This window comes from Chryseobacterium sp. VD8 (assembly GCF_037149975.1).
Taxonomy (GTDB): Bacteria; Bacteroidota; Bacteroidia; order Flavobacteriales; family Weeksellaceae; genus Chryseobacterium; species Chryseobacterium indicum.
Genome location: NZ_JBBCQL010000143.1, coordinates 1 through 11,693, shown reverse-complemented (window position 1 = coordinate 11,693; position 11,693 = coordinate 1). Strand labels below are relative to the sequence as shown.

Annotated in this window: 11 protein-coding genes and 1 pseudogene; 4 read left to right on the top strand and 8 right to left on the bottom strand. The window is 35.0% G+C overall.

Annotation, left to right across the window (positions count from 1 at the left end):
- The 8 genes and pseudogenes from WFK35_RS15025 to WFK35_RS14990 all read right to left on the bottom strand — a co-directional run.
- A pseudogene (locus WFK35_RS15025) lies at positions 1-232 on the bottom strand (hypothetical protein); the annotation flags it as partial.
- Between the two features lie 13 nt (positions 233-245).
- On the bottom strand, positions 246-1,040 hold the full coding sequence (locus tag WFK35_RS15020) for an alpha-ketoglutarate-dependent dioxygenase AlkB (protein ID WP_336733282.1): 795 nt from the start codon (positions 1,038-1,040) through the stop codon (positions 246-248).
- Positions 1,040-2,263, bottom strand: coding sequence for a hypothetical protein (locus WFK35_RS15015; RefSeq protein ID WP_336733280.1), 1,224 nt, complete (start codon positions 2,261-2,263; stop codon positions 1,040-1,042). Before WFK35_RS15015 ends, WFK35_RS15020 begins: the two co-directional genes overlap by 1 nt.
- 528 nt (positions 2,264-2,791) lie before the next feature.
- Entirely contained in the window at positions 2,792-4,039 is a 1,248-nt protein-coding gene (locus tag WFK35_RS15010; protein ID WP_336733278.1) for a hypothetical protein, read from the bottom strand.
- A 111-nt stretch (positions 4,040-4,150) separates the two neighbouring features.
- Entirely contained in the window at positions 4,151-4,597 is a 447-nt protein-coding gene (locus WFK35_RS15005) for a hypothetical protein (RefSeq protein WP_336733276.1), read from the bottom strand.
- Between the two features lie 35 nt (positions 4,598-4,632).
- Positions 4,633-5,100, bottom strand: a complete 468-nt coding sequence (locus WFK35_RS15000; RefSeq protein WP_336733274.1) for a hypothetical protein — start codon at positions 5,098-5,100, stop codon at positions 4,633-4,635.
- Positions 5,101-5,166: 66 nt separating this feature from the next.
- Positions 5,167-6,033, bottom strand: coding sequence for a sigma-70 family RNA polymerase sigma factor (locus tag WFK35_RS14995; RefSeq protein WP_027385416.1), 867 nt, complete (start codon positions 6,031-6,033; stop codon positions 5,167-5,169).
- Positions 6,034-6,683: 650 nt separating this feature from the next.
- Positions 6,684-7,475 carry a S1/P1 nuclease gene (locus tag WFK35_RS14990; protein WP_336733272.1) on the bottom strand — a complete coding sequence of 264 codons (792 nt, stop codon included), beginning with the start codon at positions 7,473-7,475 and terminating at the stop codon, positions 6,684-6,686.
- 287 nt (positions 7,476-7,762) lie between these two features.
- On the opposite strand from WFK35_RS14990, the gene WFK35_RS14985 reads away from it, so the two are divergent.
- From WFK35_RS14985 to WFK35_RS14970, 4 genes are all read left to right on the top strand, one after another.
- On the top strand, positions 7,763-8,704 hold the full coding sequence (locus WFK35_RS14985; RefSeq protein ID WP_336733270.1) for a type VI secretion system baseplate subunit TssG: 942 nt from the start codon (positions 7,763-7,765) through the stop codon (positions 8,702-8,704).
- 56 nt (positions 8,705-8,760) lie between these two features.
- Entirely contained in the window at positions 8,761-9,675 is a 915-nt protein-coding gene (locus WFK35_RS14980; protein WP_087710225.1) for a TssN family type VI secretion system protein, read from the top strand.
- Positions 9,676-9,685: 10 nt separating this feature from the next.
- Positions 9,686-10,825 carry a hypothetical protein gene (locus WFK35_RS14975; RefSeq protein WP_087710223.1) on the top strand — a complete coding sequence of 380 codons (1,140 nt, stop codon included), beginning with the start codon at positions 9,686-9,688 and terminating at the stop codon, positions 10,823-10,825.
- A 143-nt stretch (positions 10,826-10,968) separates the two neighbouring features.
- Positions 10,969-11,693, top strand: a 725-nt coding sequence (locus WFK35_RS14970) for an aminotransferase class V-fold PLP-dependent enzyme (protein WP_336733267.1), incomplete at its 3' end; no start/stop codon positions are given.

Below are 11,693 nucleotides of genomic sequence, written 5' to 3'. Positions count from 1 at the left end.
CTTCCTGAAGATTAGAAATTTTAATATCTAAATTTTTAAATTCTTCATTATTTTTAATCTGTTCAGAATAAATGGCGTTAAGAATATCTTCAGAATGATTTAGTCTCTTCACAGGAAAACTTGATTTATTATTTTCCACTGCATTTTCAACCAAAGGTTTATTTTCGGATCTGTTTTCATTGCAGGAAAACAGGGCTAAAAGCAGGGTAGAAGTAAAAAATAATTTTTTCATGTTGTGTATATATTTAATTTTTGATTTCAGGAATTAAAAGATCTGCCGGACTTATCGTGAAAAACAGATCAGGATAGACAAAATCCAGAGAACGGTTTTCTTCACCTCTCAGCCGGAAAAACTCTTTTTCCTTTTCTTCATCGGCTAAAATAAATAATTCTCCGGTTGAAAAATACGGTTGGTTATCCTTAAATCTGATAAAAGTTTTGGAAGTCCTGAACGTCATTCCCAACCATCTGTTATCCGTAAAACCTTTAGAATTAGGGTTAGAATTCACAACAATTTTATGCTGAAACTTTTTATTCGTATCTACAGAAAATAGTACAACAGAATGATGATCCAGTATAATTTCAGATTCTTCTTCCGTTATTTTGTCTTTTATAACAAGCTTTCTGAGTTGGTTTTCTTTCAACTGATCTGGATTTTCATAGCATGAAAACAAAGCAATAAATGAATGATCTTCGAGATCCAAAGCCTGATCGGAATGAAATCCCATTTTCGAGTACGAAGAATCATACACTTCAATCAATGCATTGTTGAAATGCTGTTCAGGCACATCTGTTATTTCGGCTGAAATTGCTTGATTAATTTCTTCAACAACGGAATGATGAACCTCAGAAAAGAGATTCGCTGGAATCTGATATCTTGTTGTTGTTCTTACGACAGCAAAAGTTCCGTTTTCTTCTTTCAAGAGATGATTTCCGAGCCTGCCTTTTCCTGTTGCTTCAAAATCCGCAGAATTCAAAAGATTTTCAAATGTATTTTGCTTTTCAGGAAGCCGTATTTTATAAAATTCGGAGCTGCTCATTACAGGATTGGTTTTTCATAATCGCCCAGATTCATGCTGAAATGGGTTGTTTTATAGTTCACCTTATTCTCCGTCATGTTCTCTTCGTAATAAGAATTGCGAAGTTCCGCCTGCATTTCTGGAGTCATGCTTTCCAATTTAACATAATTATCGTTTTCTCTGATGTAGGTCTGATTGTCTCTGTACACCGCCTCAAGATTCGAACAACGAACCACATATCCCATTCTTATCGGAATCTGATCGACTCCCAAAACAGAAGGGCGGATTTCATGCGTATATAATCTGTTGGTAGACAACGGAATAATAAACGCAGAATCGGGGTATAAAGTAACGGTAAATTCTTTTTCCAGAGATTCGTCCTCAACTGTTTTCTTAAGCCTGAAATGGAGTCTTGTTAATGCGCTCGTTTGCTTATAACACACATCAAATCTATCTGTTTCCGATGGTTTTAAATGTTCGGAATTGGAATCGTCGTAGAAAGTACAGAATGCGATCAGTCCTTCTTTCGGCATATCTTTCGTTTTGTCGGAGTGGGCTTTAATTTTAGCCTTCACTTCCTTTTCAGCATCCGAAGTTTTCTTTTTGTTCTCGTAAATCTGTACCAAAGCGTGATTCAGATCGGTTTCATATTCAAAAGTTTCTTTTGCACATTCGTTAAGAAAAGCAATAATTTTCCGGTCGGTTTCTCTGAAATTATCTGTTGGTCCTGTCAGATTACTGGAACATCTCAACAAATTAAAATGCAGAGCATCTTCTCCGTTTTCATCGGCTTCATGAATCACTTTACTCAGATAAATGCCTTTTCTCAGAGCTTTCGCTTCTTTGTTGGATTCTGTAAGCTCCTGAAAATGATGTTCTGACTTTACTTTTTCAAAAATATTCTCCTCATGAAAAATTTTTCGGAAATAGACTCCCGCATTGCTTACAATAACCGGAACTTCTCCAATTTGAACAACCTTTGATTTTTCTTCGCTGATATTTTCAAAATTCACCGAAAATTCTTTAATGATATACAGGAAATGATGGTCTTTCTGAATATTTTCCAAATCTCCGCAGATGTATATTTTTTGATGATCAAGTTCCGGACTAAGCTCATGAACTACGGTTCCGCAGAAATGATCGATGATGTACTGAAGTTCTGCATTGATTTTCTGACTGTTATTTAAAACAACAAGAACATTTTTATCTTTTGATATTTTGTTTTCTTCTGAATGGTTATTCATGTTTCTCAATTGAAAAGTGAAGATAGCTAAAATTTTAAATGTTTTAAAATCCTACAGCCCTTAATGAATAAATACATTGATTTTCATTTAGTTTTTTAAGCTAAAGAGGCTTAAAAGAAAATATTCTTGTTGGAAAACGTAAAGACGCAAGTTTTTTATTAATCTCAAATCAAACTGTTTAAACTAATTTCAGAATTAACCACAAAAGGAACAAAAGACAATGTTAAAGCGAATTTCAATACTATTCAAAGCACTCAAAAGAATAAAAATCAAAGATTTTTAAAAACTATGGTGAACTTTTTCATTGATAATGATGAACTTTAAATAAAAGTTTAGTCATCTTTTGTGCCTTTTGCGGTTAAATAAAAAGTTTAAGCAGACTCATCTTTAAGACGCAAGAAAATCAAAGATGTTCAATAAAGATTGATGCTGAATTTTATCGCAGATAAAATCCAAGTTTTAGAATAAAAAAAGACCATCGCAATGACGGTCTTTATCTGTTTTTTTGAATTTCAGATTCAAATTGTACTATTCGTATTTGGAAAAATCAACCGCAAAAATGCATCGGTTTACCTGACTTCCGTTTTGTGCTCCTGCATTCGGTTCATATTCGGTTAAGCTCCACAAGTAATTATATTGAGATTCATAGTAAAGAGATTCCGCTCCGTAAGGCCATCTGAAACGTACCGTATCGTCTGCACCATCCGTATAACGCGCTAATCTCGCATTCGATCCGTAAGAATTGCTTGGAGATCCTGTACAGGAAAGCCATGTTCTGTTGCCTTTTCTGAAAACACCCTGAATTCCATGCGCATGATTGTCTGTGAAAAGGCTGTTTTTCGGCGTCACGGTTACAATTCCTGTATTCTGAAGTCTTCCGTTCGTATCAACCGGAAAACCAAATATTTTCGGAACAATAGAAACATCGGCGCTGCCCGAATAATATTGTCCTGTCCAGAACTGTGTTCCTTCATCATTCACCTGAATGGTTGAGAAAGGATTCGCGTTGTTGATTTTCTGATATCCTGTCTGTGGCAATATGTACCTGTAATTGAAAGCGAACAGGTTTCCGTTAGAATCTTTACCACATTTATCATTGGTGGTGTCTCCGGTGCTTACTTCAATAATTTTATTCAGATCGAAAACACGGACGCCTAAATTTGTACTGCTGAGATAGATTTTACCTTTAAAATAGGCAATTCCGCCTGCATGAACATTCAGCGGAGCGTAAGAACCATACTGTGAATAGCTTGCTGTACCTGCCGGAATATCGGGCTGAACCAAAAGAATATGGCGGTAAGTAAGATAAGTACTGGAACTCGGACTGATGTCAATCAGGGTAATTCGGGAACCTTTAAATTCTGCTTCATCTTTCGCATACCAACTCACCAAAAGATAACGGACCCCATCTTTGGTAAATCCTGAAATTCCCTGCGGTCTCCAAAGTGAAGTTGTTTCATCATCGGTGTTCCAGCGGATTCCTCTCACTCTGTTTTCTTCAGGAATATTGAATCCGTAGACTTCGGTATAAGCACTTCCGCCGATTGCCTGACGGTTTTTATCAATCTGTGAAGGATTTAAAAAGCTGAAACCTGAATTGATGTATGCGCTTGTATCGGTGTAAGCATTTACACTTACGTCTGCAGCAGCTTTGCTGAGATCAGCTTTTGAAGATAAATTTTCTTCTTTTAAAGTTGAAGCGATGTCATTATCTGTACATCCTATGCTCGTTATGGTAAGCAAAAGCATCCATCCGAAAAGTTTTCTTTGAATCATGATTAATTTAATTTGTTTGGGATTTTAAATTGCATGCGAAACTATCGGATTCTTTTTCTAATTGGATTTCAAGCGGATTAATTATGTATTAAATTTATGTTTTATGAGTGGTCAATTATCATGCATATTTTGACCGTTAATATATTTTTCTAAATCAAAATCTTTTTTTTTGAGGTTAAGATTTACTTTAATGCTTCCATTAGAATTCCTTATTTCTAGTCTTTCTTTTACTTTTTGTTTTGCATCGTAAGAATATTTATAGAAAACCTCTGGAAAATCCTCATAACTTTTAGTAAGCTGAATGATGGGTTTATTGATTGTCAGAATGAAAATTTCGTCATCCAGAAAAACAATATCTGCTTTTCTGTAGCTTATTTTTGCACCTAATTTTGAATAGCCTTCTATCTCGGCTTCCACATTTCGAACTAAAGTATATTCTCTGTCTCTGATGAAATCAAAAAAACGTTTCTGTTTATTTTTATTTAAGAAGTAAACGAATATATTCCCGAAAATAAAAATCAGGATAATTCCTCCGATAAAAAGTTGTGATTCATTCATTTTAGCAAAAGTAAAGAACAATAATCAGCTATTATCTAATTGATATATTTTTCTAAGTCAAAATCTTTGTTCTGGAAATCCAAAAATATTTTGTAGTCAACCTTAAATGATCCGCGTAGCGCAAACCCGCTAATTCTAAGCTTATTTTCGACTTTCATTTTGGATACATAATTGACCTCTTCCCAAACATTTTTAAATTTTTCGGTATTTCCAATTCTGCTGATCTGTAAAATAGGTTGAGCCTGTCTGAAAATTTTACCGGTAATCAGTAGAAAAATGTGTGTTTTGAAGAAGATAACATCGGCTTTATTTACCTGATAATCGCGGAACGTTTTACTGTGTGATGCCTCAATATCTATTCCTGTATTTTTAATACACACAAATTCTTTTCCTTTTAAAAATTCTAAAAGTTGCCTGTGCTTCTTTCTATAATAAAAATGCGTTCCAAGATTTCCTGCAATTAAAAAACAAAGAAATCCTACAATAACAAAATACAGTTCCATGGTTTTACAAAAATAAAAAAGCGGAACCTGAAAATCAAGCTCCGCGTAATATTGTTTCGTTAAAAATTACTTCCCTAAATAAGATTTTAAGATCTTACTTCTGGTGTTGTGTTTCAATCTCTTGATCGCTTTTTCTTTGATCTGACGAACTCTCTCTCTCGTAAGGTCGAAAGTTTCCCCGATTTCTTCTAAAGTCATAGGATGTTTTCCGTTCAGCCCGAAGTATAATCTTACCAAATCAGCCTCTCTCGGAGTTAAAGTATTCAATGCTCTTTCGATCTCAATTTGAAGAGATTCAAGCATTAAGTCTTTATCCGGACTTGGAGATTCTCCTGAACGCAATACGTCATAAAGATTAGAATCTTCACCTTCTACCAAAGGTGCATCCATCGACAGGTGTCTTCCGGAGTTTTTCATCGATTCTTTGATATCTTCCTCGCTCATGTCAAGAACTTCAGCCAATTCTTCCGGAGAAGGTGGTCTTTCGTTTTCCTGCTCAAGGTGAGCGTAAGCTTTGTTGATTTTATTGATGGAACCGATCTTGTTTAACGGCAATCTTACAATTCTCGACTGTTCTGCCAAAGCCTGTAAGATCGACTGACGAATCCACCAAACCGCGTAAGAGATGAATTTGAAACCTCTAGTTTCATCATACCTTTTTGCCGCCTTCATCAGTCCTAAGTTACCTTCATTAATTAAATCGGGTAAAGAAAGACCTTGATTTTGGTACTGTTTAGAAACGGATACCACGAAACGAAGGTTGGCTTTAATTAATTTTTCTAATGCTGCTCTGTCGCCTGCACGGATTCTCTGTGCCAAATCTACCTCTTCGTCCGCAGTAATTAGTTCTACTTTACCAATTTCCTGCAAATACTTGTCTAATGAAGCAGTTTCCCTGTTGGTTACCTGCTTAGTGATTTTTAATTGTCTCATCTATTTTATCCTCAAAAAAGAGTTTCTATTATATTATACGTATGAAACAGCAAAAAGGTTACACCGGTTACAAAATATTTTCATTTAATTAAACTTAATTTGAAAAAATAGTTGTAAATTATCGCTCTCACTTCACAGGATAGCGATTTTAGGGTTTTAGATATTCAATAAATTTTTAAAAGTTTTACTTAAAAGCTTTTCGCAATCGAAATGTATGTTCAAATCTTACCTGAAAATAAATCTTTCATTATACTTTTTTAGATGCTTGCAATATGACAAATATTGTGAATGTTTGTTGTTTAAACTCAGTTCGGAATGAGAAATAAATTTAAACAATTGATTTACAGTATCCTATTGATTTATTGCAAAGAAAAACAAAAGATTTTTTTATTTATTGAAAGTTTGCAAGGTAAACAAAGCCACTTCGTTTATTTAAAAAAGACAAAAATGGTATTACTTTGATAAGTTTTACGCCTTTGTATAATCTTAAAAAATGAATTCCTGATAATTGAATCTATTTGTTTAACCTTGCGTTTAAGAAGACTTATCCCGAACTCAGGTTATTTAAAAAAAAAGCGAAACCGAAGTTCCGCTCTATTATTTAAAGGTGAAAATAAATTGATTTTTAAATTCACCTTTGACAATTCACTTTAAAAAAGATCATTCAGTAATTTTGCCAGTCTCAATCCTCCATACAAAAGCTGTCGTTCCATTGTCTCATTAAATTTGTACTGATAATCGTAAGACAGTTTAGAATCATTCGGTGTCTGTGCGTAGATTCTGTTGGCAATTTTGTGAGAATCATACAACCAGTCTTCTAAAGTTCCGGTCTGGATCTGCTCTACTTCATCATCCGATTTGATGTCTAATAATTTTGCATATTCTGTGTAGCTGTATTTCTGAGAATCTACCAGTTTTCCGTCCCATACAGAGTGTAAGTTGGTTTTATCCCCGAAATAAGTTACATTAATTTTGTTTCCTCCCAAATCTTCCGCTCTTCCTACGTGTAAAGGCTGCGCAAGATCTCCCATCATGTGAATCAGGAAAATTAAAGCAATTTTTCTGTCTTTTTCAGACGTTTTTTCGTCTTTGATCTGGCTGGATAATGTTTTGATCTGGGTGTATAAACTTGGTCCCGCCTGCGCTTTCAGTTTTTCTTCAAACACTTTAAAATCCGTCTGCGGATCGATGTTTACATAATGCCATGCTGAAGTTTCCTTCCAGACTCCTGTAGTATCAGATTTAATGAAATCCGGCCAGTTTGCCCAGTACGCAAGACGTTCTCTCCCCATCATTTTTCTGATCTCTCTTTTTGCCTTTCCGGAAAGGTGATTTTCTGCGATCTCTGCAATAATTCTGTGTCCCGTTAATCCCCATGCATAAGAATAAAGCGAAGATGCGATGAATGCTAAAATCAGCATTTTAGAATAAATACTTTTCATTGTAAAATAACATTTTCAGGGGGCAAAGATACGGTTAATTTAAGGTTCAGGTTAAGCCTGAGTATATGGAATTTAAAAATTAACGTAATCTTAAACATAATTCAATATAATTTCCATATTTATAAAGTGTATTTTTTAATTATTATTTTCAGTTATTTTGAATTTCTGATTTATTTTATTCTTTTAAATTCTGAAAATTTAGTATATTTAGTATGAATTTAGTGGAATAATGTTTTTTCAATAATTCGAGATATACTATTTTTACAAGCCAAATCACAGGAAAAACCATGTATGAGAATAATATTGTAGATATGCAATACAATAAGCTGCAGACCGACTTCAAAGCGGAAGCTGTAGCCGTTAACCTTTTAAAATACCACAGAGCGGTAAGCAATATTTTTATCGACAGAATCGGGATTAATGACCGTGCCTATTTAAAGGATATTAAAAGTATTTCAAGCGATTACCTGGGTTTTGATGAAGAAGTTTTTACCATAGAAACCTATAGAGAAGGGATTTATGATTATCTTCCCGAAGGACTTTTTCATCCGCCTTCTCTGGGAGCTTCCCGAAAAAATGTAGACACCGTTGTCCGCGAAATCCGGAGACAGAAAAAAGTGGAAGAGGATGCCCGGAAATTTTTCAAGCCTTTTGAGCTGGAAATATTTTTTACGGAGATCAGTGCTTTACTGAAAGAATTTGACTTTGATATTTCCAGCGACACAGATACTCTTCTGGAAACGGTGAGTGAGCTTTGGCCTTTGATTAATCAGTTGGATAAGAAAAATGCCTGTATTTTTATTTATATTCTTCCGTTTTTTCATCAGATCAGAGGAAATAAATCCTGGTTTGAACGCTGCATGACCGCATTTTTACAGACTCCTGTAAAAGTAACTTTTGCCCCGAATGTTATTGACGGAGTGGAAGAGGAAGACGATTCTATGCTGCTGGGAAATTCCAGATTGGGAGTTACCTATATTCCGAGCGGAAAACATATGGACGGACAGAGAAACTGGGTAATAAACATCGGACCAATTCCTTACACCGAAATGAAAAAATATATAGACGGCAGTCCGTTCCGGAAAATATTACAGGCAATGTATGATTATTTCCTGCCTGTAAGTGTAGATGTGGAAGAAAATTTTATCACAGAAAAAAAGGATTATTCTTTTGCACTGGAAGATGATGATAGAAATGCAAACAGGCTCGGTTACTCTACCTTTCTGTGAATTTTTTTAACTATATTTACAATCACCAAGAAAAATATTAATTCGAAAAAAGACAAATGGAAATTTCTTCAGTAAAAGGAATCTTTTTAAGGTATATTCTTATGCCTTTATTTGCGGTTATCATGATGGTTATTTTAGGAATCATCAGAAAAAACAAACCCGCAATTAAGATCAAAACCATTATCATCTATGTTCTGCTGTGCAGTTTATGCCTTGCAATTCCGGGTATTTTCGGGTTTGCAGGAAATTTATTCAATCCTTACTGGTATTTAATTGCCCAGATCATTTACCTTATTTTAGGAATTATTCATGTTAATTTATCAGACCGATATTTCAAAAAACATTTCAGTTCTACCACAAAAAGTATTTTATTTGAATCGATTCTTTCTTTAACGTGTATCGGATTCGGAGGGTATCTTTTTTACCTGATTTTCGGCTGGATGAGTCGCGGAACCGGTTATCCGATTATGGCAGCAACGAGTATTTTCATATTTATTGTTCCTCTTGTTTTTCATTACTGTTATGTCCAGTTAATCAGTATTCCGGTGGATATTTATAAAACCTGGAGGTATTCTCCGGAACAGAAACTTCCGGATTTTGAAGGAGCGGATTTCGACAGATTAATGGTTTTGAATGTAGAATTAAGTAAAAATCTTGAGGATTCCAACAGATTCAGAATTAAAGCAAAAACTTTACCTACCGGAATTACTTTCGGAGACTGGTTTTACAGAGTTGTGGACGATTATAACCACAAAAATCCCAATTCCGTTATTCATCTTACGGATGAAACCAGAGAATCGTATTACTGGATCTTTTATACCAAAAAATCATTCTTCAGCTTCAGAAAATACATCGATTTCGATCAGGATATTACAGAAAACAGAATTTCTGAAAACGACGTCGTGATCTGCAAAAGAGTGATCCAGCATGAAGAAGAAGGCGTAAGAAAACCACAGCAAAACACCATCTAAAATATTGAATATGATACAGCCTATAAAGCATTTTGCCATTAATTGGGTTGACGGGATGAAGGTTTCCCAGAGACATCTTAATGATCAGGATAATTTTTTAATCGATACCATCCGAGATTCCAATTCTTTAGGAATCACGACCTATAATTACGGACTTTTACCGATCTCGAATAATTTTACCGACCGAACTATTTTTGATGTTCATAATACGGCTACCAATGATGTTCAGCTCGTTATCAAACATTGCAGCGCAGTTACGATGGCGGGGTACAGAATTGAACTGAACGACAGGAGAGTAAGCGTGAAATCTCTGGCAAAATCCATGCATGAGGAGCAGGCAGACGGAGAGTATTACATCCTGATTTCGGTGAATCCATTTGATAAAGTTCCTTTTGGAGATATCGATCCTGAAGAAATTCCGCCCCGTCATCCGAATGCACAATCGAATCACCATATCGAACTGCTTCCCGTAACATCCCTGAACAGCAGTTATTCGGGAGGAAATTATCTGATCATCGGAAAAGTAGATTTAAAAGGAAATATTGCGCAGGTGGATTCTAATTTTATTCCACCATGCACATCGATTCAGAGTCATCCTGCGTTGCTTGGTTATTATAACAATTTCGCAAAATCCATTGGGAATTTACAGCAGTATGCTTTTAAAATTATTCAGAAAGCTTCTCATAAAAATCAGAATACGGCATTGGCACAAAATGTTAAATTCCTGTGCAATACCATGATCGATACTTTCGGAGATATGTATTTTCAGTTCAGAAATATCACGCCTTATCAGCCGCCTGTATTTTTAATTGAATCTTTTGCAAAACTTGCACTCCGACTGTATAATGCGACTCAGGTTCTGGTTCCTGCAGAATTGGAAGAAATGCTGAATTACAGCCTGGAATGGAGTGAAATTGCTCCTCACACATTGCTTAATCAGCTATCAATAGTTGCTGAAACCAATTACGATCATCATAATTGCGGAGAACCGTTCCTTTACATTCAGCAGATGCTGCGAAGTCTTGAAACGATCTTTGCCAAACTGAGTGAACTGGATTACATTGGCCAGAGAAAAGAAAATATTATTGTTAACGAGCAGGAAGTTTCTAATAATAATAACCCGAAAAGAGGGTGGAGTGTGCTGGATTAGTGCTAGAAACATATTTAAAAAATACGAATCCCGATACGATAAATTCGGGATTTTTTGTGTAAAATTGTTAGACGTTAAATTTCTTTGGAAATCAAATTATTGAAAATGATTATTCTTTCGTCAGAATTAAAAAGTAATAAAAAATGAATGTAGCTAAAATAAGAGAAGATATAAGAGGTCTTTCGGACGGAAAAATTTTCATGAATAATGCAGGATCTTCTTTAATGCCTTCAATCGTAGTGGATTCAATGATTGATTATTTAAAGCAGGAAGAACAATTCGGAGGATATGAAGTTGCCAACAGAAATGCTGAATTATTAGAAGAATTTTATGATGAAACTGCAAAACTGATTAACTGTAAACCTTCCAATATCGCCTTTGCAACAAGTGCGACAGAAGCATTTGCAAAGGCATTATCAAGCATTGTTTTTAAAGAAAATGATGTCATAATCACAACGGTTGATGATTATATTTCCAATCAGATCACCTTTATTTCGCTTCAAAAAAAATTAAATATCAAAATCATCAGAACAAGAAATCTTTCCGACAACGAGATTGATCTTGAAGATCTTGAAAATCTGATCAGAAAATACAGTCCGAAATTAGTTGCCGTTACACATATTCCCACCAATTCGGGACTGATTCAGAATGTTGAAGGGGTGGGCAAAATCTGTAAAAGATATGATATTTTGTATTTGGTTGATGCATGTCAATCAGTTGGTCAAATGATTGTTGATGTAAACAAAATAGGTTGCGATTTTCTGACGGCGACAGGAAGGAAATTTTTGCGCGGACCGAGAGGAACCGGGTTTTTATATATTTCGGATAAAATTCTGGAACAGGATTATGCACCTTTGCTATTGGATAT